This window comes from Kluyvera ascorbata (assembly GCF_023195735.1).
Lineage (GTDB): Bacteria > Pseudomonadota > Gammaproteobacteria > Enterobacterales > Enterobacteriaceae > Kluyvera > Kluyvera ascorbata.
This window is the reverse complement of record NZ_CP096201.1, coordinates 922,077-947,626: the sequence shown is the minus strand read 5'-3', so window position 1 is coordinate 947,626 and position 25,550 is coordinate 922,077. Positions and strand designations below refer to the sequence as shown.

The window sequence follows — 25,550 nt, the reverse complement described above, 5'->3', positions numbered from 1 at the left end:
GTTATGCGAATATCGGCGCTATCTTAGCAAAAATTAGCGCCATTCATCATCGATATCCACCACCAGCTCGCGGCTGTCCCGTAGCTGCCGGAACCAGTTAGCTGAGGCTTTTGGCCGCCGCGCACGGTCGTTATTGAGGTCGATTTCAATCAGCCCATAGCGATTTTTAAAGGCGTTCATCGGCGAGACGTTGTCGGTAAAAGCCCACTGCATATAGCCATGGCAGTTAGCCCCGTCTTCTTTCGCCCGCAGCGTCTGCCACAGATGCTCGCTGATAAAACGGATGCGGTAGTCATCGGCAATCACGCCGTCGGCGTTACGGAACTGACCTTCATTTTCCACGCCCATACCGCTTTCAGCGACAAACCATGGAATATTGCGGTAGTCGTTTTTGATACGCATCGCCATGTCGTAGACAATCTGCGGGTAGATTTCCCAACCGCGCGAGTTGTTCATCTTACGACCCGGCAGTTCAAACGGTTCGTAGTACCAGGCCGGATGGAACGGCGTGTCCGGGTGCCAGGCACGCGAGGGCGCTTTTACCCTGTGCGGGTAATAGAGGTTAATGCCCAGCTCATCGACCGTGTTGTCGCGGATAATCGCCAGCTCATCGGCGTGGTAGTCCCAGGTAACCGCGTGTTTCTCCAGCAGCGTGAAAAGCTCAGCAGGATAAGTACCGTGCACCAGCGGGTCGAGGAATACGCGGTTGTAGAACAGGTCATATACCTCGGCCGCACGCTGGTCGTGAACGGCATGAGAACGCGGATAGGTCACCTCAGGGTTGAGAATGCAGCCAACGGTTCCTGGGTAGCCTTTCTCGCGGAACAGCTTCACCACTTTCGCCGTGGCCAGCACCTTGTGGTGGTTCCACTGCATCCATTTCCCCGTATTTTGTTCATACGGCCAGCGCAGCGCGTCCAGATAGACGCGGGTCTGCACCACAATCGGCTCGTTAAAGGTAAACCAGCGCGTAACCTTGTGGTGATAGCGGGCAAACACCTGCTCAACGTAGCGCACGTAGAGCTCAACCACCTTTTTCGAGCCCCAGCCGCCGTACTGTTCCAGCAGGTAGCCCGGCAGCTCATAGTGCTCAAGACAGATCATCGGCTCGATACCGTTGACCAGCAGTTCATCAAAAAGCTGGTCGTAATAGGCGGCATACTCTTCATCCACCGTGACCGCCTCGTAGTCGGTTAAAAAGCGCGACCAGTTAATCGAGGTACGGTAGTGGGTTAAGCCCGCCAGCTTCATCAACTGCACGTCTTCACGAAAGCGGTTGATAAAATCGGTGGCAACAGCCGGGCCGTAGCCGTTGTGCCAGACGTGGCGATCGTTCTTGTACCAGAGATCGAGCCAGGAATCCTGCCCCGGTTTCTTCCCACTCCAGCCTTCCGTTTGCCAGGCCGAAGCGGCAGCCCCGAGAATAAAGTCATCGGGAATGGTCATCCGTTTTATGCTCATAGCATCCTCAAAGGTTTTCGGTAGCCGGTGTTTTTTCCGCCAGGCGCTCGGAAATCTCGGCGCGGCGGGACGCGATTTTGACGAACGGCAGATAGATAAGCACCGCCACCACAATACAAATAAGCTGCGTCACCACCGCGCCCATCGACCCGGCGGTGGAAAGCCAGGCGTTGATCAAAGGCGGTGTCGTCCACGGCACCATCACCACCGCTTTTCCGGCAAAGCCGGTGACGGTGGCGAAGTAGCCGATGCTGCCGGTGACCAGCGGGGTGATGATGAACGGAATGGCGAGGATCGGGTTAAGCATGATAGGCATCCCGAAGATCACCGGCTCATTGATGTTAAAGAGCCCAGGGCCAATCGACAGCTTGGCGATCTCTTTCATCTCTTTGCGCTTGGTGGCGATCATCACCGCAATCAACAGTCCGATGGTCAGGCCCGAACCACCGATGCTCATGTACACATCCCAGAACGGCATGGTGATGATATTCGGCACCTCTTTACCCTGCTCAAACGCACTCATGTTGACGGTAATCGCCCCCAGCAGCAGCGGTTCGCGAATGGGTTTGATCATCTGGTTGCCGTGAATCCCAATCACCCAGAAAATCTGCGCTACAAACATCAGCAGCAAGATCCCCGGTAAGCTCTGCATTACCCGCTCCAGCGGCTGCTGCACAACCTGGTACACCGCATCGTACAGGTACATGCCGGTCAACTGATGGAAGATAAAACCGAAGGTGGCGATCGCGGTAACGGTGATGATCGCCGGGATCAGCGCAGAAAACGAGGCGGCGACGTTTGGCGGTACGGTGTCCGGCATTTTGATCTTCAGCCCGTTGCGCGTTTCCAGCCAGCAGTAGATCTCGACGGACAGAATGGCGATGAACATGCCGAGGAACAGGCTGCGGGTATCGGAAAACTGGCGCAGCAGCACATCTTTTACCTCATGCATCTGACCATCAACCATCATCTGTACGGTGGTCGGCGTGACGCAGATAAAGCAGATCACCGCCAGCAGGCCGGGGAACAAGGTCTTTATGCCGTTGATGCGCCCCAGCTCGATACCGATAAGAAACACCGCGCCAATGTTGAGAAAGTTCAGCGTCGCATAGTTGATTGCGCCGGTAATTGGCTTAAGTGCCGCCAGGAACGATAGAGACTGGAAGCTGGCAAGGCCATTTTTTGGATCCAGCACCATGTTGGAGATCAAGACGGAGAAGGCGCCGACGATGATCACCGGCATCAGCGTAATAAAGGCGTGTTTGATCGCCATGATATAGCGATAGCTGTTGAATTTCGTGGCGAAACTCCCCAGCGAATCGATCAATTTGTCCTGCAATGCCATAGAAAAGTACCTCAAGTTTAAGGGCTTTATCGCGCATTCGGTGTACAGCCAAACACCTTTTGGTATGCCAAAAATAATCATCATCGCTGGAAAGTTCTGTGAGTTAACTCCCAACCTCTAATTTGGTATTCCAAAAACAAAAAAAGTAGGGTTATTGGTATGCCACATGATTGGGACGCGTTTTTTACGACGATTAACTGCAAAAGCGTGATCGCGATAGGTTTTTTAGCCGCAGTGGAGTTCATATCACCGATGAATGTCTGTGATAAACTGCGGGTCATCACGAAGTCTCAGGGATTAACAATGGCAACAATGCTGGATGTATCAATACGCGCAGGCGTCTCGAAAGCGACAGTTTCTCGCGTGCTGAATGGTACTGGTCAGGTTAAAGAGAGCACCCGTCAGCAGGTGTTCAAAGCAATGGAAGAGTTAGGCTATCGCCCTAACTTTCTGGCGCGTTCATTGGCAAACCGCACCAGCAACAGCATTGGCCTGGTGGTTTCCACCTTTGATGGTTTCTACTTCGGCCGCCTGCTTCAGCAGGCTTCCCGTCAGACGGAAGCATGGGGCAAACAGCTTATCGTCACCGACGGCCACGATACTCCCGAACGCGAGGAGCAGGCGGTGCAGATGCTGGCCGACCGCCAGTGCGATGCCATCGTCCTCTACACTCGTCATATGAGCGAAAAGGCTATCATGTCGCTGGTGAATAGCACGCCGATGCCGCTGGTCGTCATTAACCGTGACGTCAGCCAGGCACGCGAACGCTGCGTCTTCTTCGAACAACAGGATGCGGCGTTTCAGGCGGTGGAATACCTGATTTCTCAAGGCCATCGGGATATTGCCTGTATCACCGTTCCTATCCATACGCCAACCGGTAAAGCGCGTTTACAGGGCTATCGCCGGGCGCTGGAGCAAAACGGCATTGCGTGGGATCCGGCAAAAGTGAAGCACGGTGATTCCACCATGAACTGCGGCTATGACATGTGCAATGCGCTGTTGAAAGAGAAAGTGACGTTCAGCGCCCTCTTTGCCTGTAACGACGATATGGCGCTCGGCGCGTCAAAAGCGCTGCATCAGGCGGGGCTACGGATCCCGCAGGATATTTCACTGTTTGGTTTTGATGATGCGCCTAGCGCGAAGTGGCTGGAGCCGGGGCTTTCTACCGTTTATCTGCCGATCGATAATATGATCGTGACCGCTATCGATCAGGCGATTAAGCTGGCAAGCGGGGAAGAGATCGAAACGATCCCGCCGTTTACCGGCACGCTGGTATTGCGCGATTCGGTGACGACGGGGCCGTTTTACAAATAACATGCCCGATGGCGCTGCGCTTATCGGGCATTCCCTCAGATAAGCTCCAGCGCCAGCAGCTCTTCAATCGTCTGACGACGACGAATCAACTTCGCCACGCCATTATCAAACAGCACTTCAGGCAGCAGCGGACGGCTATTGTAGTTCGACGACATTGATGCGCCATACGCGCCGGTATCGTGCAGCACCAGATAATCTCCCGGCACCACCGCAGGCAGCAGGCGCGTTTCCACTTTACCCCCTTCCTGCTGGGTAAAGACGTCGCCCGATTCACACAGCGGGCCCGCCACCACGGTTTCAATCTGCGGCGCGTTTTCCAGCGCACGACCATCGCTCGCCAGCGCGGAAATATGATGATAGCTGCCGTACATCGCCGGACGCATCAGATCGTTAAAACCCGCGTCGATAAGCACAAAGTGACGGCTGCCCATCGCCTTCACGCTGCGTACCTGCGCGACCAGCACGCCGGATTCGGCCACCAGGAAACGACCCGGCTCCAGCTCCAGTTTGACCGGGTGTCCCAGGTGTTTAGCAATCTGCTCACGCGCCGCATTCCACAGGCCGAAGTAGTGATCGGTATCAATCGCCTCTTCCCCTTCACGATACGGAATAGATAACCCGCCGCCCGCAGAGATAGCTTCCAGATCCTGACCAAATTCAATCACCTGACGAACCATCGCGCCGCACACCTGCTCCAGGTGACCATAATCCACGCCGGAGCCAATGTGCATGTGAATGCCCACTAGCTTCAGCTGATAACGCTGAATGACCTCAAGCGCCGCGGGGAGATCGCTATACCAGATGCCGTGCTTGCTGTTTTCGCCACCGGTATTGGTTTTCTGACTGTGGCCGTGCCCAAAACCTGGGTTCACACGCAGCCATACGCGATGGCCCGCAGAGATTTGGCCGAGCTGCTCCAGCATATCCACAGAACCGGCGTTGACCGGAATTTGTAGCTCATGCACGCGGGCAAGCGTCGCGTCGTCAATGGTATCGGCGGTAAAAACAATCTCGTCTTTACCCGTTTCGTAACCCGCCACCAGTGCACGCTCAATTTCCCCTAAAGAAACGGAGTCCACCTTCACGCCCTGCTCACGCATCAGACGCAGAATGTGGATATTCGAGCACGCCTTCTGGGCAAATCGCACCACGTCAAACTTGTGCAGCTTGGCAATTTGGGCGCGGATAATCTGCGCGTCGTACACCCATACCGGGCAGCCAAATTCAGCAGGCAGGCGCAGCAGGTTATCAGCGGTGAGATCGGTTTCGGTATTGTTGAGCGGGCGTGGCATAGCAGACTCCGGTAATCATTTTTTTTATGATTACGCCACAGCCTGAAGCGAATAAAAAATATCGTTTTATCGCGAGTCTATGCAAAAATGATATGGATACTTAACCTGAGAGATGCCCATGCCAGCCGTTAACCTGCGCCATATCGAAATCTTTCACGCCATTATGACGGCGGGAAACCTGACGGAAGCGGCCCGAATGCTGCATACCTCACAGCCAACGGTCAGCCGCGAGTTGGCGCGGTTTGAACAGGTACTGGGGCTTAAGCTGTTCGAACGCAGCCGCGGGCGTCTGCACCCGACCGTTCAAGGGCTACGGCTGTTTGAAGAGGTGCAGCGTTCCTGGTATGGATTAGACAGAATCGTCAGCGCGGCAGAAAGCCTGCGCGAGTTCCGCCAGGGCGAGCTGTCTATTGTTTGCCTGCCGGTCTTTTCACAATCCTTTTTACCACCCCTGTTGCAGCCGTTTTTGGCCCGCTATCCGCAGGTCAATATTCAGATAGTGCCGCAGGAGTCGCCGCTGCTGGAGGAATGGCTGTCGGCGCAGCGCCATGATTTGGGCATCACGGAGACGATACACACGCCCGCAGGCACCGAACGCATACCGCTACTGACGCTGAACGAAGTCTGCGTATTACCACAGGATCACCCGCTGTCAGCGAAAACCGTGCTGACACCTACTGATTTTCAAGGCGAAAACTATATCAGCCTGTCGCGGACCGACAGCTATCGCCAACTGCTGGACACGTTGTTTAATGAGCATCAGGTGAAAAGAAGAATGGTCGTGGAAACGCACAGTGCCGCGTCAATATGCGCGATGGTCAAAGCTGGGGTCGGTATTTCAGTGGTCAACCCGCTGACGGCGCTCGACTACGTCAACAGCGGCGTAGTCATTCGCCGCTTTAGCATCAACGTCCCGTTTACCGTCAGCCTGATTCGCCCGATGCACCGCCCCCGCTCGGCGTTGGTAGAGGCATTTATGGCTCATCTACAGCAGAGCCTGTCGCACATTACCACACCGCTTGAGGCGGTACTGGACGCACATTAAGAGAGCATAAACTCAACCGCATCCGCCGCGTGAATCGCGGCGGTATCAAACACCGGCAGCGGGCTAAGTTCAGCCGGAACTAACAGGCCAATCTCGGTACAGCCGAAAATCACCCCTTCCGCGCCCTGACGCGCCAGGGTTTCAATCACGCTCAGGTAATAATCACGTGAAGCGTCGCTGAACTCCCCCAGACACAGTTCATCAAAAATAATCTGGTTAATTTTCTGCCGTGCATCCTGCTCCGGAATCAGCGTGGTAATGCCAAATTCCTGCTGTAAGCGCCCGCGATAGAAGTCCTGCTCCATGGTGTAGCGCGTGCCGAGCAGCGCCACGTTGGTCATCTTCTTCTGGCTGATGGCGCGGCCGGTGGCATCAGCGATATGCAGGAACGGCACGTCGCAGGCGGTTTCGATAGCTTCAGCAACTTTGTGCATAGTGTTGGTACAGAGCACAATGCCCTCTGCGCCAGCCTGCTGCAGTCCCACTGCCGCCTGCGCCAGAATATCGCCCGCTTTCTGCCAGTCACCCTGAGACTGACAAAGCTCAATCTCATGGAAATCCACGCTGTGCAGCAAAATTTGCGCCGAATGCAGGCCGCCTAGCTGCTGCTTTATCCCTTCGTTAATCAAGCGATAGTAGGGAATCGTCGATTCCCAGCTCATTCCGCCCAGAAGACCCATCGTTTTCATGTCATTCACCTTGTTTTGCGTCGTGCTCCCAGTGAACCAAAGTTGTGATCAACTTTCCACATCTGCGGCGATAGATTTCTTTTTGTTCGTTTCTGAGATAAATTTAATGAAACAACGTTTCAACATACAAACAGGACCGCCTGATGTTTATTTTTCATAAAGAAACCACCCTTGAAGATCTGGGCAATGGCGTAACCCGCCGCATTCTCGCGCACGATGGCAAAATGATGGCCGTTGAGGTGAACTTTGAGCAGGGCGCGATCGGCCCGATGCACAACCACCCGCACGAGCAGCTGACCTATGTGTTATCCGGTGAATTCGAATTCACCATCGGTGACGAAAAGCACGTGGTGGGTGCGGGTGATACGCTGTATAAACAGCCGAACATTATGCACGGCTGCGTTTGCCTGAAAGCCGGTACGCTGCTGGATACCTTTACGCCGATGCGTCAGGATTTCCTTAAAGCATAAATGAATAAAAAAACAGCTGCGCTGATAACATCAGGCGGCTGTTTTTATTATATTTAATACCCTCTATTAATAATTCCTCAAACATTAGTTAATTCCTACGATAGCTAAATAAGAGTCCCATCACAGTTCCTTTCAAATAACTAAGCCTATTCTATAAACGCTCCCAATTAATAGATATTGGAATGAAAAGGAATTTATATGAAAATGCTATCGCTAAGCGATCTGCGTCCCGCAGACGGATTGCTTTTCTCGCCGGAGAAAAAGAGTTTTATTTCATGGGCCATCACTTTCCTGACCGATGCGCCGGTCAGTCATGCTGCCCTTTATTTTAATAGCACTCCGCCAACGATTATTGAAGAAACACCTCCACAGGTTTCTGAAAACCCGGCACAAAAACGTTTTCATGGCCGTACTATCCATGTTTATCGTCACACCAGCACCACGCCTCTCTTGCCCGTAATTGACGCCGCAAGACTGCATCTGAATAATCAGGAACCTTACGACCATGCCGGACTTTACATGGTTGGCCTGCTGTTAATGTATAAGAAATTCTCCATTACCAGCCAGAAACAGCAGGTGATAATCCGGATTCTGAAAAAGCTGACGGCCACCATTTCACACTATATCCAGCAGCATCAGACGCCAGGTAAACAGCCGATGGTGTGCTCGCAGTTCGTCGCTCAATGCTTTGACGACGCAGGCGCCCCATTCCGCCTGCAGTTCCGCCACGCCTCTATGACGGACTCCGCGTTTGGCGAAACGCTGCTTGATAAAGCCATTGACTGGACGAAGCAGCGCCAGCCTATTTTTGGCGAATATGATATGGCCAGCGCGCCGGAAACCGCCAGCGACGAAGCGCTATGCGAAGCATTGCACAATGCTTTTATGGATAATACCAATCCCCCAACCCCTTCAATGACCGAAGCGCTAGCAGAATCTATTTATCAGTTTGCCGAAGCTCACGCCGCGCTAATAAATATTGATACCGCAGCCAAAAATTATCACCCGCTGACTGCACTGCAGTCGAATAATAATATGTTTATCTCTCCGGGCGATTTAATGCGTACTTGCAATAACTTAGCCCCAGTTGGAATTGTCATAATTTAATTATTATTGGACACATCGCTTATCAGTAGATACTTAACGATTATTTTATTATTCAGGAGTATTAATCATGACTGATGAAACACATCCCGATGATCAACAATCACATATTAGTGAATCAAGCCAACAGGTCACTACCACCAACACGACTATCTCAATAACCGAAACTACCCCAAGGTTAAGTGCAGCGCTGGATAATGCCGAAACGATACCAAGTTTTGCCGATCAGCTTTATGAAAAAATCACCTCAGTCATCGGCGGAAATAACCCCAATCAATTTTTCTGCATGAGCCTTCCCGGTATGCAGATTGATAAAAATCTCTACAGTTACAATATTGAGGAAAATCAACCGAAGCCACCGCTAGTAGAAGCTAACGAATCAAAGCTGGTTAACCGCCTATTTGATGCCTGCACGATGACCGGTTCTGACAATGGTCGTCACCTGCAAACCCAGTATAAAAGCGCGCTGGATATGCTGACACCGCAGCTTAACGGCAAGTTGTTCGACGCAAAATCCAAGCTGCGTAAAGTCCTGATGACTCCCTATCCGTATAATTTTGGCGACGGGTTAACCACCGGCTTCACGCTACAACAGGTCTTCTACCGCCTGTACAGCGAATACGTTGATGCCAAGCAGGCCTGGGCTAAAGTTCAACTAGATAAAAAGGCGGAACTGGAGGCCAGATATCCCGGTGATACGAAGGAAAATAATCGCAGCAAACAAAACGACTATCTCGACTGGTATGAGACCACCGCCGAATCTCAGCTACTGAAGGTACAGGAGAAGCTGGGTAAAGTGCTCAACGTTTTCTCACCGGGCGATATGGAGATTATCACCGGGATCCTCGATAGCGGCTCAGGGCGCGAAATCGCCGAGGCCCGGCAAACGCTGGCCAATGTACAAAAGCTCAACCCCGACGGTGGCTATGTCTACCCGGTCACGCTGTATCCGGAAAACTGGTTCGACCTACTCGATACGTCGTTCACTCCTATCGACCTGTTAGAAAGCCCAGCAGCGCTGGCGCAGCAGCTGTCCGTGCTGTTGGTGCAGCGCAGCAATATCTCCATGACGCTAGACTCGTTCCTAAAAATTCTTCCTGACCAGGCGATACTCGCTAACCTCAAGGAGAAACAGAAGGCGGCAGACGATGCACTTGCTGCGGCCAGGACGGCTCTCGGTGATACCTATAAAAATATCACCAATGACACGCTCAAGCTGGTTGTCGATATTGTCGGTCGATCCAATGAAAAGGATAAAGGGGAAAACACCCTTTCCAGAGTCCCCGGCATCAAGCCTGACGACGCAGGCAAAATCATCGGCGCATTAATAAATAGCGCCAACAAATGCATGGAGGCCCAGGATAACTTAATCGCGGCAGCCCAAAGCGCAACGGACAGCGCGCTGGAGTATTTCCAGCAAAATAACTTGCTCCAGTACAAGCAAATGCTGTTACCGCTGCAAACGCAGCTCGCCCGAACCGAGAACGATATTACCGAAGTACGGCAACATATTGCTCTGGCATCAGTCATGCAGAAGAACATCAAAGCGGAAGGCGCTATTGACAGTGACGTCACGCCAAACGCCGTTCCCGAGCGCTTTACCCAGGTCATTATCCAATCAACGATGGCTTCCGTTGAGCAAAGCTCCAGTAGTGCCAGCTCGGCCTCCGCATCCTCATGTCGTTCATCCTTCTTCTTTGGCGGCTACAGCAGCAGTCGGTCGCACCGGGAGTCTGTGGACAACAGCACAATGAAGTCCCAGGATGTCAAAATTCAGATAGGGATGTCGATTGCGAAGGTTAGCATCAGCCGGGAATGGTTTAACCCCGGCGTATTCCTGCTCACCAAAGATATGTACAACACGTCCAGCAAAAAAATCGCCCCGGACCAAAAAGGTAAGCCGTTCCAGGACGCGCGTTTTAATGCCATGAACGAATGTGTATTCCCGTGCTTCCCAGTGGCATTTATCATCGCTCGCGACGTTACCATCAAATTTTCATCTAACAATGCAATGTCGAGCAGCTTTGCCCAGAGCGTTGAAGATCACTCCGCAAGCGGCGGTGGCTTCTTTATCTTTGGCGGCAGTTCATCATCATCGTCCAGTTCCGCGCGCAGCAACTCGCGCGCCAGCTCTACGGCCAACAGCGTCACCGTGCGCTTTACCAGCCCGCAAATTCTTGGCTATTACCTGGAGGCGACGCCGCCGGACGAAAGCAGGACCCTCAGCGAAGGACGCAACGCCAACAACGACTACATTTCCATCCTGGATTTTATTAAAAACTTCCAGTCTATGCTCGACGACTACAACAAAACCTATAACCGGGATGCCTTACAAATGCACCTCCCGAGGACCGAAACCAGCGAGTAACGGAGGAATAGCATGATGTTAGATGAAGAATCAGCCTCTCTGGACCACGGGTCTAACCGGGAAAAGATTGGCTGGAAGGAGATTGTCGCTGCCGCCAAACGGCTACAGATCGAGCCCTGTGCGCTACAGGCAGTTTGTACCGTGGAGTCGTCAGGACAGGGGTTTCTCCCTTCCGGAAAGCCAAAGATCTTATTTGAAGGACATATTTTCTGGCGCGAGCTAGCAAAACGTCGCTATCAACCCGAGATTCTGGCAGCCAGTTTTCCCACCATTCTTTATCGGCAATGGACGGCAATGCACTATCTGGGGGGAGAGAAAGAACATGCCCGGCTCGAGACGGCAATGAGCCTCCACCGTGAAGCGGCGCTATGCTCCACGTCATGGGGAGCATTCCAGATCATGGGGTTTAATTTTGCCTTATGCGGATTTCGCTCAGTGGAGGATTTTGTCACGGCGCAAAGCCGCGGTAACCACGAGCAGTTGGAAGCCCTTTGCCAATTAATGGTGGCGAATAATCTTCATCTTTATTTGCAAAATAAAGACTGGGTCAGCTTTGCCAGACGCTACAACGGCCCCGGATACGCACAAAATCACTATGATATAAAAATGGCTAACGCCTATCAGCAATGCCTGAGAATACAGCAAGCAAGCTGATGGAATAATTAATTCGCCCCTACCTGAAGCCTCATCTTTTTAGTTGAGGCTTTATATTTTACATACATATCAAAAGATTAGTTCGTTAATCATTTTAATAGTTAATTATATATTTTTTATACCAACCAGGTCACCAACTTCCATACCAGATCGTCGTAAAACCCCCGCTCTACCGGCAAAAACGCCATCAACATCACTATAATGAAACATCGTTTCGACTCCGATCACACTTTCATGATTAATCGAATGACGCAGAAACAAATCGCAATAAAATAAATTTAAAACGGCGTTTTATAAAAAAGACCTTCTAGAGAGTGTGTTTTTAAAACGCAACAAAAACCAACGACGGATAGCACTTAAGACACTGAATTATATCTACTTACAGGGAAAGGCTGCATGACTTATAACAAGCTAAGACTTTAACGCCCGGGCGCCAGCAGGCGCAGGGGATGTAACAGACACCCAATCCGTTTGACACACTTGTTCGCCAGGTAGGTATGTATGAATGAAAACAGAATGTTGGGATTGGCCTGGATTTCACCCTATATCATTGGGTTGATAATCTTCACGGCCTTCCCGTTCGTTTCATCTTTCTTCCTCAGTTTTACTGAGTATGACTTGATGAGCCCGCCGGTATTTAACGGCATTGAAAACTATCGCTACATGTTTACAGAAGACACACTCTTCTGGAAATCCATGGGTGTAACGTTCGCCTACGTATTTTTGACCATCCCTTTAAAACTCGCTTTTGCGTTAGGGATTGCGTTTGTTCTTAACTTTAAATTACGCGGTATCGGCTTCTTCCGTACCGCTTATTATATTCCGTCAATCCTCGGTAGCTCCGTGGCTATCGCCGTTTTATGGCGTGCGCTGTTCGCCATCGACGGCCTGCTGAATAGCTTTATCGGCGTACTGGGCTTCGACCCGGTCAACTGGCTGGGCGAGCCTTCACTGGCGCTGATGTCCGTTACCCTGCTGCGCGTATGGCAGTTCGGCTCCGCGATGGTTATTTTCCTGGCGGCCCTGCAAAACGTTCCGCAGTCTCAGTACGAAGCCGCCATGATCGATGGCGCCTCTAAATGGCAGATGTTTATGAAAGTGACCGTGCCGCTGATTACGCCGGTTATCTTCTTCAACTTCATCATGCAGACCACCCAGGCATTCCAGGAGTTCACCGGACCGTACGTCATCACCGGTGGCGGCCCAACCTACTCGACGTATCTGTTCTCGCTGTACATCTATGACACGGCGTTCAAGTACTTCGATATGGGCTATGGCGCTGCGTTGGCATGGGTTCTGTTCCTGGTCGTTGCGGTCTTCGCCGGCATCGCCTTTAAGTCTTCAAAATACTGGGTGTTCTACTCCGCCGATAAGGGAGGCAAAAATGGCTGATATCCAACAAATCTCTGACGCAAGAACCATCGCAGAGCGTGAGGTTGCCCGCACCCTTCGTCGCGAGAAGATCAACGCATGGATTCGCTACACCATCCTGCTGATCGTCGGTCTGTTAATGCTTTACCCGCTGGCGTGGATGTTCTCGGCGTCGTTCAAACCGAACCATGAGATCTTCACCACGCTGAGCCTGTGGCCAGCACATGCCACCTGGGACGGTTTCATTAACGGCTGGAAAACCGGTACCGAGTACACCTTCGGTCATTACATGCTGAACACCTTCAAGTATGTCATTCCTAAGGTGATCCTGACCATTATCTCCTCCACTATCGTGGCGTACGGCTTTGCCCGCTTCGAGATTCCATGGAAGAAATTCTGGTTCGCCACGCTCATCACCACCATGCTGCTGCCGAGCACCGTACTGCTGATTCCTCAGTACCTGATGTTCCGCGAAATGGGCATGCTGAACAGCTACATGCCGCTGTACCTGCCGCTGGCCTTCGCCACGCAAGGGTTCTTCGTCTTCATGCTGATTCAGTTCCTGCGCGGTGTGCCGCGTGACATGGAAGAAGCAGCGCAGATTGACGGCTGTAACTCCATCCAGGTGCTGTGGTACGTGGTCGTACCGATTCTGAAGCCGGCGATTATCTCCGTCGCACTGTTCCAGTTCATGTGGTCTATGAACGACTTTATCGGCCCACTGATCTACGTCTATAGCGTTGATAAGTATCCGATTGCACTGGCACTGAAAATGTCCATCGACGTGACCGAAGGCGCGCCGTGGAACGAAATTCTGGCAATGGCGAGCATCTCCATTCTGCCATCTATCATTGTGTTCTTCCTGGCACAGCGCTACTTCGTACAGGGCGTTACCAGCAGCGGAATTAAAGGTTAAGAGGGATATATCATGGCTGAAGTTATTTTCAACAAACTGGAAAAAGTGTACTCCAACGGCTTCAAAGCGGTACATGGTATCGACCTTTCAATCGCAGAAGGTGAGTTCATGGTTATCGTCGGTCCTTCCGGCTGCGCCAAGTCCACCACCCTGCGTATGCTGGCAGGACTTGAAACCATCAGCGGCGGTGAAGTTCGTATCGGTGAGAAAATCGTCAACAACCTCGCGCCAAAAGAGCGTGGGATTGCGATGGTGTTCCAGAACTACGCGCTCTATCCACACATGACCGTTCGTGAAAACCTGGCGTTCGGCCTGAAGCTTAGCAAGCTGCCGAAAGACCAGATTGAAGCGCAGGTGAATGAAGCAGCGAAAATCCTCGAACTGGAAGAACTGCTGGACCGTCTGCCGCGTCAGCTCTCCGGCGGCCAGGCACAGCGTGTGGCCGTAGGCCGTGCGATTGTGAAAAAACCAGACGTGTTCCTGTTCGATGAACCGCTGTCTAACCTTGACGCCAAGCTGCGTGCATCGATGCGTATCCGTATTTCCGACCTGCACAAGCAGCTCAAAAAATCTGGTAAGCCAGCGACCACCGTCTACGTTACCCACGATCAGACCGAAGCGATGACCATGGGCGACCGTATCTGCGTGATGAAACTGGGTCACATCATGCAGGTGGACACCCCGGACAATCTGTACCACAAACCGAAAAACATGTTCGTCGCGGGCTTTATCGGCGCGCCGGAAATGAACATCCGCTCCTGCAAGCTGGTGAACAAAGACGGCACCTTAAACCTGGCGATTGGCGATGAGTTCATGCCGCTCAGCGAAGGGCTGAACCAGAAGCTCGCCGGTCACGACAACGAAGAGGTGTTCTACGGTATTCGCCCTGAATTCGTCTCGCTGTCCGACGAGCCGTTTGCCGAAGGCGGCTGCAGCGGTGAAATGGTTCGCGTGGAAAACATGGGCCACGAGTTCTTCGTTTACCTGAAAGTCGCGAACTACGAGCTGACGGCGCGAATCCCTTCAGATGAAGCTAAGCCAATGATTGATAAGGGGCTTCATCGCAAGGTGTACTTCAAGTTTGATATGAATAAATGCCATATTTTTGATGCTAAAACTGAACAGAACCTCTCCCTTTAATCTGGAGTATTAAAATGAAAAAAGTGCTTTTAAGCGCAGCAATCTCCGCCACCCTGGGCCTCACGGCCCTCCCTTCTATGGCAAAGGATGTCGATCTTCGTATGTCCTGGTGGGGCGGTAACGGTCGTCACCAGGTCACTCTGAAGGCGCTGGAAGAGTTCCATAAGCAGAACCCAGATATTAACGTTAAAGCCGAATACACCGGTTGGGACGGTCACTTATCCCGTCTGACTACCCAGATTGCCGGTGGCACCGAGCCAGACGTGATGCAGACTAACTGGAACTGGCTGCCGATCTTCTCGAAAAACGGCGACGGCTTCTACGATCTGAACAAAATGAAAGACGTGATTGACTTAAGCCAGTTCGATGCGAAAGAACTGCAGTCCACCACCGTCAACGGCAAGCTGAACGGGATCCCAATCTCCGTTACCGCGCGCGTGTTCTACTTCAACGATGAAACCTGGAAACAGGCTGGCGTTGAATACCCGAAAACCTGGGACGACCTGATGGCCGCGGGTAAAACCTTCGAAAGCAAGCTGGGCAAACAGTACTATCCGGTCGTGCTGGAGCACCAGGATACCCTGGCGCTGCTGAACTCCTACATGACCCAGAAATACAACATTCCGGCCATCAACCCGGAAACCAAGAAATTCTCCTACAGCAAAGAGCAGTGGGTTGAGTTCTTCCAGATGTATAAAAAGCTGGTCGACAGCCACGTGATGCCGGATACCAAGTACTACGCGTCCTTCGGTAAGAGCAACATGTATGAAATGAAGCCATGGATTCAGGGCGAATGGGGCGGTACTTACATGTGGAACTCCACCATTAACAAGTACTCCGATAACCTGAAGCCACCTGCGAAGCTGGAACTGGGTAGCTACCCAATGCTGCCGGGCGCTACCGACGCGGGTCTGTTCTTCAAACCAGCGCAAATGCTCTCTATCGGCAAATCTACCAAGAACCCAGAAGCCGCGGCGAAAGTGATCAACTTCCTGCTGAACAGCAAAGAAGGGGTCGATACGTTGGGTCTGGAGCGTGGCGTGCCGCTGAGCAAAGTCGCGGTGAAATACCTGACCGAAGACGGCATCCTGAAAGAGAGCGATCCTTCTGTTGCGGGCCTTCGTCTGGCGCAGTCTCTGCCAGCGAAGTTGAGCGTCTCTCCTTACTTTGATGACCCGCAGATCGTTGCCCAGTTCGGTACCACGCTGCAGTACATCGACTACGGCCAGAAATCCGTAGAAGAAGCGGCAACTGACTTCCAGCGTCAGGGCGAGCGTATTCTGAAACGCGCCATGCGCTAATCGCGATTGACCTATTGATACCCTGCAACTTCCGGTTGCGGGGTATTTTTTTATTCAAGGAGAAAGCACATGAAAGGCAAAATCATCCCGCTGAATTTCCGCACGCGGAAAGACAGCGAAACCGGTCACGAGGTGATCCGGATGACGCCACCGCACATTATTTGCCACCGAAACTACTTCTACCAAAAATGCTTTACCCGCGACGGCGGCAAGCTGATTTTTGGCGGCGCATTTGAGGGGCACTGGAACTACTATTTACTGGATATTGCCGCTCAACAGGCAACCCAGCTTACCGATGGCGCAGGGGATAACACCTTCGGCGGTTTCCTGTCCGACGACGATAAATCCTTATGGTATGTCAAAGATACGCGCCAGCTTCGACGCGTTGATCTCACCACGCTCGAAGAGTACGTGGTCTACGAAGTGGACGATGAGTGGGTCGCCTACGGCACGTGGGTGGCGAACGCAGACTGCACGAAGCTCGTCGGCATCGAAATTAAAAAAAGCGACTGGCAGCCGCTGACCGACTGGTCGAAGTTCCGCGCCTACTACTTTACCAACCCGGAATGCCGCCTGATTAACATCGACCTGAAAACCGGGGAGCAGCGGACCATCCTGCAAGAAAAACGTTGGCTTGGGCACCCTATCTACCGTCCGTTTGACGATAAGACCGTCGCGTTTTGCCACGAGGGCCCGCGCGACGCTATCGATGCACGTATGTGGCTGATAAATGAAGATGGCAGCGACATGCGCTGCGTGCGCCAGCATCAACAAGGGGAAAGCTTCACCCATGAATTCTGGGTGCCGGACGGCTCTGCGCTTTACTACGTGGCGCATCAGGAGAACAGCCCACACCGTTATCTCTACAGCGCTGACCCGGCAACGCTGGAAAACCGCCAGTTGATGGAGATTCCGCCCTGCTCCCACCTGATGAGCAACCACGACGGCTCGCGGGTGGTCGGAGACGGCGCGCCGCATAATACCGGTGATATCAGCCTGAACGATCCGTTTATTTGGGTGTTTGATTTGAAAACCGGTGAGAAAAAAGCGATTTGCCAGCACAACAGCAGTTGGAAAGTACTGGACGGCGACCGTCAGGTGACGCATCCGCATCCGTCGTTTTCACCGGACGGTGAGTGGGTGCTGTATACCTCGGACGCTGAGGGAATGCCGGCGCTGTATCTAGCGAGGGTGTAAAAAAGCCGGGTGGGGCTACGCCTTACCCGGTCTGCATTTGGCGCTACCTGTAGGCCCGGTAAGCGTAGCGCCACCGGGCACTCAATCAGACGCCGATATCCCGCAATTTCTCGCCTTTCATCAGCTTACGTTCAATGTGCTCCAGCGTAACCCCTTTGGTTTCCGGAATCAGCCAGAAGGTCACGCCGATAAAGGCGATATTCAGCGCGGTATACAGCCAGAACGTTCCCGCCGCACCGATGGAATCCAGCAGCGTCAGGAAGGTCGCGCCGATAATCATGTTCGACACCCAGTTGGTGGTGGTCGAACAGGTGATACCGAAGTCGCGGCATTTCAACGGCTGAATTTCAGAGCAGAGGATCCACACCACCGGTGCGGCGCTCATCGCATAGCCCGCAATGCACATCATGGTCATGCCGACGGAGAGCCAGGAGAGCCCGCTGGTCGCGGTACCGTTATCAAACTGCATCAGGCAGTAGCCCAGTACCAGCGTACCGATAGCCATCACCGTAAAGCCAATTTTCAGCGCCGGTTTACGTCCGGCTTTATCGACGGTAAACACCGCAATAAAGGTGGCGAACATAAAGGTTAAGCCGACCACCAGGGTCGCAATCATCTGCTGCTCAGTGGTGGTGAAGCCCGCCATTTTGAAGATGCGCGGCGCGTAGTACATGATGATGTTCATGCCGGTAAACTGCTGCATCGCCTGTAACAGCATGCCGAGGAACACCGCGCGGCGCACGTTGCGGTTCACCTTAAACAGCGCCCAACCGCCCTGCTTGAGCTTCAGGCTTTCACGAATTTCATTCAGCTCGTCACGTGCTTTTTCAGAAGTGTCGCGCAGCATGCGCAGCACCTCTTCCGCTTCAATATGACGGCCTTTTTCCGCCAGCCAGCGCGGGCTGTTCGGCAGGAAGACCACCAGCACAATCAGCACCAGAGCAGGCAGCGCCAGTACGGCGAGCATCGCTCGCCAGTTGCCGCTGTAGCTAAACGCGGTGTCGGAGAGGAATGCCATCACAATGCCCAGCGTAACCATCAATTGATACATGCTGATCATTTTGCCACGCACATTTTCGCTCGCCATTTCAGATAGATACAGCGGTGCGGTATACGAAGCAATCCCGACGGCCACCCCGAGGATAACCCTGGCGGCCAGCAGCATTTCGACATTGACGGCAAACCCAGAGCCAAGAGAACCCGCAACGAACAGTACGGCACCCACCATCAGGCTGTATTTACGTCCCAGGCGGAATGACAACCAGCCGTTAAAGAGTGCGCCAATCGCCGCACCCAGCATCATGCTGCTCACCACCCACTCTTGCAGGCGGTTGGTTAACACGAAGTGGTCGGTGATAAAGGGCAGCGCCCCGGCAATGACCCCGATATCCAGACCAAAAAGCAGACCCGCCACCGCAGCAGCAAAGGAAACAAACATATTCATACGCCGGGTATCGCGTTGCGCGCCCGGTACTAGCGTTGAATCGTTACTGATTGAAGTCATTTTTTTCCCGCCTGACAAAATAAAACATGAGATGAAAATACGAGATAGCCACGCCAGGCTGTCAGGCGAGAAACGTTATTAATATGGACTATATTGCTGCACAGGTCCGTTTTGTGATGGACATTAGACTTTCGCATGGAAGGGAAACCCGTTACACATCGGCAAAAAACCCTATTACACATGCGTTACTATTTCCTGACGGGCAGAACAGCATGGACTAAATGAATATATGGATATGGATGATTAAAGAGCCCGGTCGAGCAAAGCGACGCCGGGAATCCCGCAGACATAAAAAAACCTGCCGAAGCAGGTTTTTTATCATCCAAACGCGAACTTAACGCGCCAGCCAGCCGCCATCAACCGCAACGGTATAACCGTTGATATAGTCAGATGCCGGAGACGCCAGGAAGACAATTGGCCCCATCAGGTCACTTGGCAGACCCCAACGACCCGCCGGGATACGGTCAAGGATAGCCGCGCTGCGCTCTTCGTCCGCACGCAGCTGCTGGGTGTTGTTGGTAGCCATGTAGCCCGGCGCAATCGCGTTCACGTTGATACCGTGTTTCGCCCACTCGTTCGCCATCAGGCGGGTAACGCCCATAACGCCGCTTTTGGAAGCGGTGTAAGACGGCACGCGGATACCGCCCTGGAAGGAGAGCATGGACGCGATGTTGATGATTTTGCCGCCGTTACCCTGTGCAATGAAATGCTTAGCCGCCGCCTGAGACATGAAGAACACGCTCTTGATGTTCAGGTTCATAACGTCGTCCCAGTCTTTTTCGCTGAAGTCGATCGCGTCTTCACGACGAATCAGGCCCGCGTTGTTCACCAGGATATCGATATGGCCGAATTCAGCCACCGCACGCTCCAGCAACGCTGGGATGCCATCGATTTTACGCAGGTCAGCGGTCAGGCTCAGGAAGCGACGACCCAGCGCGGTAACACGTTCGATGGTTTCGGTTGGTTCAACGATGTTGATACCGACGATATCACAGCCCGCTTCCGCCAGACCTAACGCCATACCTTGACCAAGACCGGTATCGCAACCCGTCACTACGGCAACTTTGCCCTGCAGAGAGAATGAATCCAAAATCATTTTTAATTCCTTGTCGTTTTGCGCCTGTACCGGACAGGCATTGTTAATCTAATGCTGTCCGCGACTAGCGCAGATCCCTCACTGCGACGTGATCCATGTCATCAAAGACCTGGTTCTCGCCGACCATACCCCAGATGAAGGTATACGCTTTGGTACCGACACCGGAATGAATTGACCAGCTCGGTGAAATCACCGCCTGTTCGTTATGCATGACGATATGACGCGTCTCCTGCGGCTGCCCCATCATATGGAACACGCAGCTGTCTTCATCCATGTTGAAGTAGAAGTACACTTCCATGCGGCGCTCATGGGTATGGCACGGCATGGTGTTCCACAGGTTGCCCGGCGCCAGTTCGGTCAGGCCCATGCTGAGCTGGCAGGTTTCCAGCACATCAGGAACAAAGTATTTATTGATGGTGCGTCGGTTGCTGGTGAGGTTATCCCCAAGCGTCACTGGCGCAACGTCCGCAGGCGTGACCTTTTTCGTCGGATAAGTCGTATGGGCCGGTGCGCAGTTGTAGTAAAACTTCGCCGGTTTCGCCGCATCGACGCTTGCAAACACCACCTCTTTCGCGCCTTTACCTACGTAAAGCGCATCGCGATGACCAATTTCGTAGCACTGGCCGTCGACGGTAATCGTACCCGCGCCGCCAATGTTGATAACGCCAAGCTCGCGACGCTCAAGGAAATAGCTGACGCCAAGCTGTTTACCGACTTCACCGCCGACGGAGACTGTTTTCGCTACCGGCATAATGCCGCCAACGATAATGCGGTCGATATGGCTATACACCATGGTGTATTCATCAGCCTTGAAAACCTGCTCAACTAAAAACTCATCGCGAAGACCCTGCGTATCCAGCGTTTTAGCATGAGCGCTATGAATGCTCTGTCGTACTTCCACCTGAACCTCCAGGATAATGTGGTCTTATGTTCTATTTATTGAAACGAAACTACGTTCCGATTTGTTTAATGCTTGTATCTTATCCCTGATGAAATGGGTTTTCAATTGCAAATAAAACATCGTTTCATTTTTCCTGGGTAATATTCTCAAAAATGCAAAACCGATCACGAATACGCACTTCAGCCGCGTTGCGAAAAAATAAAAAACAATATTATTCATTCAGTTACATGTTTCTTTGAAAAATTACCACTTTAGTGGAAAGGACGACGTGAAAACAAAGGTGGGCTTGACAACGCGCTGAGTGGCTACTCAAAAAAGTAGCAGAGATGATGATTTTTCGTATAAAGTGAGTCTGACATCACAAACAATGAAACGCTGTTTTGATAAATTGACACTCAGTTTTTAAAATAACATCTAAATCGGCCTGTGAGGGAGATAGCACCCCGAGACCGCTTGAGTAAAAGGAGAGCATCATGGCTAAAGGCATGCGGGTTAAATTGAACTATGAGGTCAGCCGCGACCCAGATACCGGCGCGGAGGTCACCCGCTTAACGCCACCGGAGGTAACTTGTCATCGTAACTACTTCTATCAGAAGTGTTTCTTTAATGATGGCAGTCATCTGTTATTTGCCGGCGAGTTCGATGGCCATTGGAACTACTACTTATTGGACGTGGCTAACGCCGAAGCGGTACAGCTTACCGAAGGCGCGGGCGACAATACGTTTGGTGGTTTCCTCTCTCCAGATGATAAATCACTCTATTACGTGAAGAACGACCGCACCCTGCTGGAAGTGAACCTGAAAACCCTGGCCGAGCGCGAAGTGTACCGCGTGCCGGAAGAGTGGGTTGGCTACGGCACCTGGGTCTCTAACAGCGACTGCACCAAGCTGGTTGGCATTGAGATTGCGAAAAGCGACTGGACGCCGCTGAACGACTGGCAGCTGTTCCACGATTTCTTCCATAAAGGTCCGCACTGCCGCCTGCTGCGCGTTGACCTGAAAACCGGCGAAAGCGCGGTGATCCACGAAGAAAAAATCTGGCTTGGTCACCCAATTTACCGTCCGTTTGACGACAGCACCGTCGCATTCTGCCATGAAGGCCCGCATGACCTGGTGGACGCGCGCATGTGGCTGGTCAACGAAGACGGCACTAACGTTCGCAAAGTAAAAGAACATGCGGAAGGCGAAAGCTGCACGCACGAATTCTGGGTACCAAACGGCTCCGCGCTGGTGTACGTCTCCTACCTGAAAGGGAAACAGGGCCGCACTATCTACCGCTTCAACCCGGATACCAACGTTAACGAAGCGCTGATGCAGATGCCTGCCTGCTCACACCTGATGAGTAACTTCGACGGCACCATGCTGGTTGGTGACGGTTCCGGTACGCCGGTTGATGTGAAAGACACCAGCGGCTACACCATCGATAACGATCCATATCTGTACGCCTTTGACGTGGCGAAACAGGCCTACTTCCGCGTTGCTCGTCACGATACGTCGTGGGCAACGGTACAAAACAGCCGTCAGGTGACTCACCCGCATCCGTCCTTTACCCCGGATGATAGCGCGGTGCTGTTCAGCTCTGACAAGGACGGCAAGCCGGCGCTGTACATCGCTAAGCTGCCCTCTGAACGTGTATTAGTGAAAGCATAATTACCTTCTGAGTTTTGTGTTTCTGTAACTGGCCTTGCCCTCCTTTCGGAGGGCCTTTTTTTGCCTGTTGTTCAGGAAAGAAGAAAGAGCGCACAATATTATTCCCTCGCACGGACTGCCCCCTCTCCCTTTTTAAGGGAGAGGGTTGGGGTGAGGGTTTTACTCCGTGCGTACATTCCCCTCACCCTAACCCTCTCCCCAAAGGGGCGAGGGGATACATTGTGCCTTTCTGAGCATTCACGCCTTTTAGATAAGAGCCCCCACAAAAACGAAAACCCCCGGCCAAATGCTCCGGGGGGATAACGGATGAGGGTCCGAATTTATTTAGAAGGAATAAGCCACACCGACACGTAAACGGGTCTGACGCTCATCGGTAGATTTCACGCCCACGTTGCCCACTTCAAAGTACGGGGACCAGTTCTTATCCCATTTATACGCCAGCTTGCCGTTATATTCGGTGCTGTACGGTTTGTTGTCGTTACGATACAGGCTCTTATGCTGATCGTCGGCCACCGTACTACGCGCGTACACATAGTTCAGCTCAACGCGCCAGTCGCCCATCGCCCAACCAACCCAGGTATCCACTTTATTGACTTTATCGTCAACGCCACCGCTTGCCGGTACGCGGGTATATTCATAACGGTAACGAGCCGCAACATAGAAACCGTTATCAAAGCTGTACTGCGCATGCAGATAAGGTTTGTAGATTGAGAAGCTGTCTTTACTTTCAATGTTAAAGCCTGGGTTCAAGGCAAAATTATCCGTCGCCTTCCAGCGCCAGTTAATGGACTCTTCATGACCATTACCGACGATTTCGTTAAACGGACGATCCTGCTTATCAGTATCACCGCCCGTCTTCCACTTTGCTTCCACGCCAAAACCAAGACCATTATCAAAGCGATGAGACACCGCAACACGGTCCGCGTTAGATCCGCTGTCAATATATTCATGACGCAGGTCAACGGTAACCGCCGAAGCAGCGAAAGACATGCCAGCTAATACGGCCAGGGCCAGAGTTTTCTTAAACATTTGCCATCCCTCAATTAAAATTATGTTTCTTTTTTATGAAATTTGATTTTATTTTTTCCGGATATGCATTTTAGTGATCAGGATCGTAATTATTTGTTTCAGAAAAAGTGGCACAAAGAGGACGTGATAAAGCTCAACAAAAAATAGAAACCAGCCTCAAAAAATATAATATGGATCACATACTTTTATTTTTATAAAAATAAAAAACAATATTTTCAATGAGTTATTCGAATAAAAATAACGTACGTTATTCTTAGCAATAGTAATAATTTATGTTTAACTAATAATTCGACTAAGCATCTTCTCATGCATAAGATTTACAACCGACACAAATAAACATAAATTCATAAAGGAATGAACTAGACAAAATCACAGCGATGTTCGCGTAACTCAGTGCAGAGAAACAAAAAAGGCCTCTGTTGAGGCCTTTCTGGGATAGGGTAATTACGAGGAAGCTAAAGCGTTATTACTGAATATCTCGTTCCACGGCCAGCGCAACGCCCTGACCACCACCAATGCACAACGTGGCAAGCCCTTTGCGGGCATCACGTTTCACCATTTCGTGAACCAGTGAAACCAGGATACGGCAGCCTGAAGCACCGATAGGGTGCCCCAATGCAATCGCTCCGCCGTTCACGTTCACCTTCTGTTCGTTCCACTCCAGCATTTTGCCCACCGAAATGGCCTGCGCTGCAAAAGCTTCATTGGCTTCAATTAAATCCACATCGCTCAACTGCCAGCCAGCACGTTCAAGACAGCGACGAGTGGCATAAACCGGTGCAATCCCCATCAATGCAGGATCGACACCGACGCTGGCAAACGCGCGGATCCGCGCCAGGATCGGCAGCCCGAGCTCCAGCGCTTTGCTTTCGCTCATCATCAGCACCGCCGCCGCGCCATCATTAATCGATGACGCATTGCCCGCGGTTACCGACCCTGCATGATCAAAAGAGGGAACAAGGCGAGCCAGCGCTTCGGCGCTGGCATCAGTTTGCGGTTGCTCGTCGGTGTCGACAATTCGCGGGCCGCCCGGCTGCGGATTCACCACCGGCACAATTTCATCGCGAAAACGTCCGGAGTCGATAGCTCTGCGGGCTTTATGCTGGGAACTGAGCGCCCAGGCATCCTGCTGTTCGCGGCTGATACCGTATTCCCGCGCCAGATTCTCTGCCGTCACGCCCATATGGTAGTCGTTGAAAGCATCCCACAGTCCGTCGTGCACCAGGCTGTCAATAAGCTGGCTGTTGCCAAGCTGAGCGCCGGTACGGCTGTCGGTTAGCACGTGCGGAGCACGGCTCATGTTTTCTTGCCCACCGGCAATCACCACGTCGGCTTCACCGCACTGAATCGCCTGTGTCGCCAGGTGCAGCGCCTTCAACCCCGAGCCGCAAACGTCATTGATGGTGATAGCCGAAACGGTATTGGGTAGACCGCCTTTAATCGCAGACTGTCGTGCCGGGTTTTGTCCGGTCCCCGCTGTCAACACCTGACCAATGATCACCTCGTCAATCGTCGCAGCAGAAATGCCGCTACGCTCAACCAGAGCATTAATCACCAGGCTCCCCAACTCCACGGCAGAATGACGGGCAAGCGCCCCTTGAAAACAGCCTATGGGCGTGCGGACAGCACCTACGATAACGACGTCTTTCATCTCGACCTCAGCGCAAATTTATCCGCGTATAGTAGATGATTGTTATCAACTAT

21 protein-coding genes are annotated in these 25,550 nt (G+C 52.3%); 12 read left to right on the top strand and 9 right to left on the bottom strand.

The annotated features are described in order from the left end of the window. Positions 1-33: 33 nt before the first annotated feature. Together MY052_RS04565 and MY052_RS04560 are read right to left on the bottom strand one after the other, a co-directional pair. Positions 34-1,461 (bottom strand): glycoside hydrolase family 1 protein, encoded by a 1,428-nt coding sequence (locus MY052_RS04565; protein WP_248538279.1) that lies wholly within the window; start codon positions 1,459-1,461, stop codon positions 34-36. Positions 1,462-1,468: 7 nt separating this feature from the next. Continuing rightward, positions 1,469-2,806, bottom strand: a complete 1,338-nt coding sequence (locus MY052_RS04560) for a PTS sugar transporter subunit IIC (RefSeq protein ID WP_248538278.1) — start codon at positions 2,804-2,806, stop codon at positions 1,469-1,471. A 303-nt stretch (positions 2,807-3,109) separates the two neighbouring features. Between MY052_RS04560 and MY052_RS04555 the strand changes: the two genes are divergently transcribed. Beyond that, entirely contained in the window at positions 3,110-4,120 is a 1,011-nt protein-coding gene (locus tag MY052_RS04555) for a LacI family DNA-binding transcriptional regulator (RefSeq protein ID WP_035893980.1), read from the top strand. A gap of 35 nt (positions 4,121-4,155) precedes the next feature. Here the strand turns inward: MY052_RS04555 and lysA are convergent, their stop codons facing one another. Then, a complete protein-coding gene (gene lysA / locus MY052_RS04550; RefSeq protein WP_248538277.1) occupies positions 4,156-5,412 on the bottom strand; it encodes a diaminopimelate decarboxylase in 1,257 nt (418 codons plus the stop codon). Positions 5,413-5,530: 118 nt separating this feature from the next. Between lysA and MY052_RS04545 the strand changes: the two genes are divergently transcribed. After that, positions 5,531-6,457 (top strand): LysR family transcriptional regulator, encoded by a 927-nt coding sequence (locus tag MY052_RS04545; RefSeq protein ID WP_248538276.1) that lies wholly within the window; start codon positions 5,531-5,533, stop codon positions 6,455-6,457. On the opposite strand, the gene MY052_RS04540 is transcribed toward MY052_RS04545, so the two are convergent. Beyond that, positions 6,454-7,146, bottom strand: coding sequence for an aspartate/glutamate racemase (locus tag MY052_RS04540; RefSeq protein WP_035893986.1), 693 nt, complete (start codon positions 7,144-7,146; stop codon positions 6,454-6,456). The genes MY052_RS04545 and MY052_RS04540 overlap by 4 nt on opposite strands. A gap of 143 nt (positions 7,147-7,289) precedes the next feature. Here MY052_RS04540 and MY052_RS04535 point away from each other — a divergent pair, with 143 nt between their 5' ends. The 9 genes from MY052_RS04535 (at position 7,290) to MY052_RS04495 (ending at position 17,667) form a co-directional block, all read left to right on the top strand. Continuing rightward, positions 7,290-7,616 carry a cupin domain-containing protein gene (locus MY052_RS04535; protein WP_035893987.1) on the top strand — a complete coding sequence of 109 codons (327 nt, stop codon included), beginning with the start codon at positions 7,290-7,292 and terminating at the stop codon, positions 7,614-7,616. 198 nt (positions 7,617-7,814) lie between these two features. Continuing rightward, complete coding sequence (locus tag MY052_RS04530) at positions 7,815-8,723, top strand: hypothetical protein (protein ID WP_248538275.1); 909 nt, start codon at positions 7,815-7,817, stop codon at positions 8,721-8,723. A 67-nt stretch (positions 8,724-8,790) separates the two neighbouring features. After that, positions 8,791-11,088, top strand: coding sequence for a hypothetical protein (locus MY052_RS04525; protein ID WP_156105148.1), 2,298 nt, complete (start codon positions 8,791-8,793; stop codon positions 11,086-11,088). Between the two features lie 12 nt (positions 11,089-11,100). Further along, positions 11,101-11,742, top strand: coding sequence for an N-acetylmuramidase family protein (locus MY052_RS04520; protein WP_202217228.1), 642 nt, complete (start codon positions 11,101-11,103; stop codon positions 11,740-11,742). Between the two features lie 501 nt (positions 11,743-12,243). Then, positions 12,244-13,134: a carbohydrate ABC transporter permease gene (locus MY052_RS04515; protein ID WP_035893990.1), complete on the top strand. Its 891-nt coding sequence runs from the start codon at positions 12,244-12,246 to the stop codon at positions 13,132-13,134. Beyond that, positions 13,127-14,029, top strand: a complete 903-nt coding sequence (locus MY052_RS04510; RefSeq protein WP_035893992.1) for a carbohydrate ABC transporter permease — start codon at positions 13,127-13,129, stop codon at positions 14,027-14,029. The genes MY052_RS04515 and MY052_RS04510 overlap by 8 nt, the downstream gene beginning before the upstream one ends. A gap of 12 nt (positions 14,030-14,041) precedes the next feature. Next, positions 14,042-15,169, top strand: a complete 1,128-nt coding sequence (locus MY052_RS04505) for an ABC transporter ATP-binding protein (protein ID WP_248538274.1) — start codon at positions 14,042-14,044, stop codon at positions 15,167-15,169. Between the two features lie 14 nt (positions 15,170-15,183). Next, positions 15,184-16,470: an ABC transporter substrate-binding protein gene (locus MY052_RS04500; protein WP_035897630.1), complete on the top strand. Its 1,287-nt coding sequence runs from the start codon at positions 15,184-15,186 to the stop codon at positions 16,468-16,470. Between the two features lie 69 nt (positions 16,471-16,539). After that, a complete protein-coding gene (locus MY052_RS04495; RefSeq protein WP_248538273.1) occupies positions 16,540-17,667 on the top strand; it encodes an oligogalacturonate lyase family protein in 1,128 nt (375 codons plus the stop codon). 85 nt (positions 17,668-17,752) lie between these two features. On the opposite strand, the gene araE is transcribed toward MY052_RS04495, so the two are convergent. From araE to kduI, 3 genes are all read right to left on the bottom strand, one after another. Beyond that, on the bottom strand, positions 17,753-19,171 hold the full coding sequence (araE, locus tag MY052_RS04490) for an arabinose-proton symporter AraE (RefSeq protein WP_202217226.1): 1,419 nt from the start codon (positions 19,169-19,171) through the stop codon (positions 17,753-17,755). A gap of 334 nt (positions 19,172-19,505) precedes the next feature. Then, the gene (gene kduD / locus MY052_RS04485; RefSeq protein WP_115073725.1) at positions 19,506-20,267 is read right to left on the bottom strand and encodes a 2-dehydro-3-deoxy-D-gluconate 5-dehydrogenase KduD; all 762 of its coding nucleotides are present in this window, start codon (positions 20,265-20,267) and stop codon (positions 19,506-19,508) included. A gap of 64 nt (positions 20,268-20,331) precedes the next feature. Next, positions 20,332-21,168 carry a 5-dehydro-4-deoxy-D-glucuronate isomerase gene (gene kduI / locus MY052_RS04480; RefSeq protein WP_115073724.1) on the bottom strand — a complete coding sequence of 279 codons (837 nt, stop codon included), beginning with the start codon at positions 21,166-21,168 and terminating at the stop codon, positions 20,332-20,334. Positions 21,169-21,641: 473 nt separating this feature from the next. Here kduI and MY052_RS04475 point away from each other — a divergent pair, with 473 nt between their 5' ends. Further along, the gene (locus MY052_RS04475) at positions 21,642-22,817 is read left to right on the top strand and encodes an oligogalacturonate lyase family protein (protein ID WP_202217225.1); all 1,176 of its coding nucleotides are present in this window, start codon (positions 21,642-21,644) and stop codon (positions 22,815-22,817) included. Between the two features lie 324 nt (positions 22,818-23,141). Here the strand turns inward: MY052_RS04475 and MY052_RS04470 are convergent, their stop codons facing one another. Then, complete coding sequence (locus MY052_RS04470) at positions 23,142-23,846, bottom strand: oligogalacturonate-specific porin KdgM family protein (protein ID WP_248538272.1); 705 nt, start codon at positions 23,844-23,846, stop codon at positions 23,142-23,144. Between the two features lie 466 nt (positions 23,847-24,312). Then, positions 24,313-25,497, bottom strand: a complete 1,185-nt coding sequence (locus MY052_RS04465) for an acetyl-CoA C-acetyltransferase (RefSeq protein ID WP_035897652.1) — start codon at positions 25,495-25,497, stop codon at positions 24,313-24,315. Positions 25,498-25,550 lie beyond the last annotated feature (53 nt).

Excerpts from the sequence above, each read along its gene's own strand:
- MY052_RS04565 (WP_248538279.1), bottom strand. The coding sequence starts at position 1,461 with ATGAGCATAAAACGGATGACCATTCCCGATGACTTTATTCTCGGGGCT.
- MY052_RS04560 (WP_248538278.1), bottom strand. The coding sequence starts at position 2,806 with ATGGCATTGCAGGACAAATTGATCGATTCGCTGGGGAGTTTCGCCACG.
- MY052_RS04555 (WP_035893980.1), top strand. The coding sequence starts at position 3,110 with ATGGCAACAATGCTGGATGTATCAATACGCGCAGGCGTCTCGAAAGCG.
- lysA (WP_248538277.1), bottom strand. The coding sequence starts at position 5,412 with ATGCCACGCCCGCTCAACAATACCGAAACCGATCTCACCGCTGATAAC.
- MY052_RS04545 (WP_248538276.1), top strand. The coding sequence starts at position 5,531 with ATGCCAGCCGTTAACCTGCGCCATATCGAAATCTTTCACGCCATTATG.
- MY052_RS04540 (WP_035893986.1), bottom strand. The coding sequence starts at position 7,146 with ATGAAAACGATGGGTCTTCTGGGCGGAATGAGCTGGGAATCGACGATT.
- MY052_RS04535 (WP_035893987.1), top strand. The coding sequence starts at position 7,290 with ATGTTTATTTTTCATAAAGAAACCACCCTTGAAGATCTGGGCAATGGC.
- MY052_RS04530 (WP_248538275.1), top strand. The coding sequence starts at position 7,815 with ATGAAAATGCTATCGCTAAGCGATCTGCGTCCCGCAGACGGATTGCTT.
- MY052_RS04525 (WP_156105148.1), top strand. The coding sequence starts at position 8,791 with ATGACTGATGAAACACATCCCGATGATCAACAATCACATATTAGTGAA.
- MY052_RS04520 (WP_202217228.1), top strand. The coding sequence starts at position 11,101 with ATGATGTTAGATGAAGAATCAGCCTCTCTGGACCACGGGTCTAACCGG.
- MY052_RS04515 (WP_035893990.1), top strand. The coding sequence starts at position 12,244 with ATGAATGAAAACAGAATGTTGGGATTGGCCTGGATTTCACCCTATATC.
- MY052_RS04510 (WP_035893992.1), top strand. The coding sequence starts at position 13,127 with ATGGCTGATATCCAACAAATCTCTGACGCAAGAACCATCGCAGAGCGT.
- MY052_RS04505 (WP_248538274.1), top strand. The coding sequence starts at position 14,042 with ATGGCTGAAGTTATTTTCAACAAACTGGAAAAAGTGTACTCCAACGGC.
- MY052_RS04500 (WP_035897630.1), top strand. The coding sequence starts at position 15,184 with ATGAAAAAAGTGCTTTTAAGCGCAGCAATCTCCGCCACCCTGGGCCTC.
- MY052_RS04495 (WP_248538273.1), top strand. The coding sequence starts at position 16,540 with ATGAAAGGCAAAATCATCCCGCTGAATTTCCGCACGCGGAAAGACAGC.
- araE (WP_202217226.1), bottom strand. The coding sequence starts at position 19,171 with ATGACTTCAATCAGTAACGATTCAACGCTAGTACCGGGCGCGCAACGC.
- kduD (WP_115073725.1), bottom strand. The coding sequence starts at position 20,267 with ATGATTTTGGATTCATTCTCTCTGCAGGGCAAAGTTGCCGTAGTGACG.
- MY052_RS04475 (WP_202217225.1), top strand. The coding sequence starts at position 21,642 with ATGGCTAAAGGCATGCGGGTTAAATTGAACTATGAGGTCAGCCGCGAC.
- MY052_RS04470 (WP_248538272.1), bottom strand. The coding sequence starts at position 23,846 with ATGTTTAAGAAAACTCTGGCCCTGGCCGTATTAGCTGGCATGTCTTTC.
- MY052_RS04465 (WP_035897652.1), bottom strand. The coding sequence starts at position 25,497 with ATGAAAGACGTCGTTATCGTAGGTGCTGTCCGCACGCCCATAGGCTGT.